General features: G+C 72.5%; 1 protein-coding gene. It reads right to left on the bottom strand.

Annotated features, from left to right (window positions below):
- Positions 1-8 precede the first annotated feature (8 nt).
- A partial coding sequence (locus ACYYG1_RS17825) for a hypothetical protein (RefSeq protein WP_461211667.1) occupies positions 9-240 on the bottom strand: 232 nt, incomplete at its 5' end.

Here is a 240-nt window from a genome sequence, read left to right as displayed (position 1 = left end):
AACGATCCTCAAGCCGGGACCGAGCCGGCAACCACCGCCGGTGACGCGTCGCCAGTGGGGTGGCCGTGCAGCAAGGCTGACGCGGCCTGGTCGGCGAGCCAGGTGGTGGCGTCGGGCCAGTCCCAGCCGAGTGCGCGGGCCGTGGACCAGGCGGAGAAGCCGAAGTAGAACCAGAGGATCTGCTCGGTTCGGGCCGGGGCGAGGGTCACGGCGCCGAGTCCGACGAGGTGGTCGGCGACG

The sequence above is a fragment of the Desulfocurvus sp. DL1XJH-121 genome (assembly GCF_054819825.1).
Note: the sequence above shows the minus strand (reverse complement) of the source record. Positions and strands in the feature narration are given on the sequence as shown.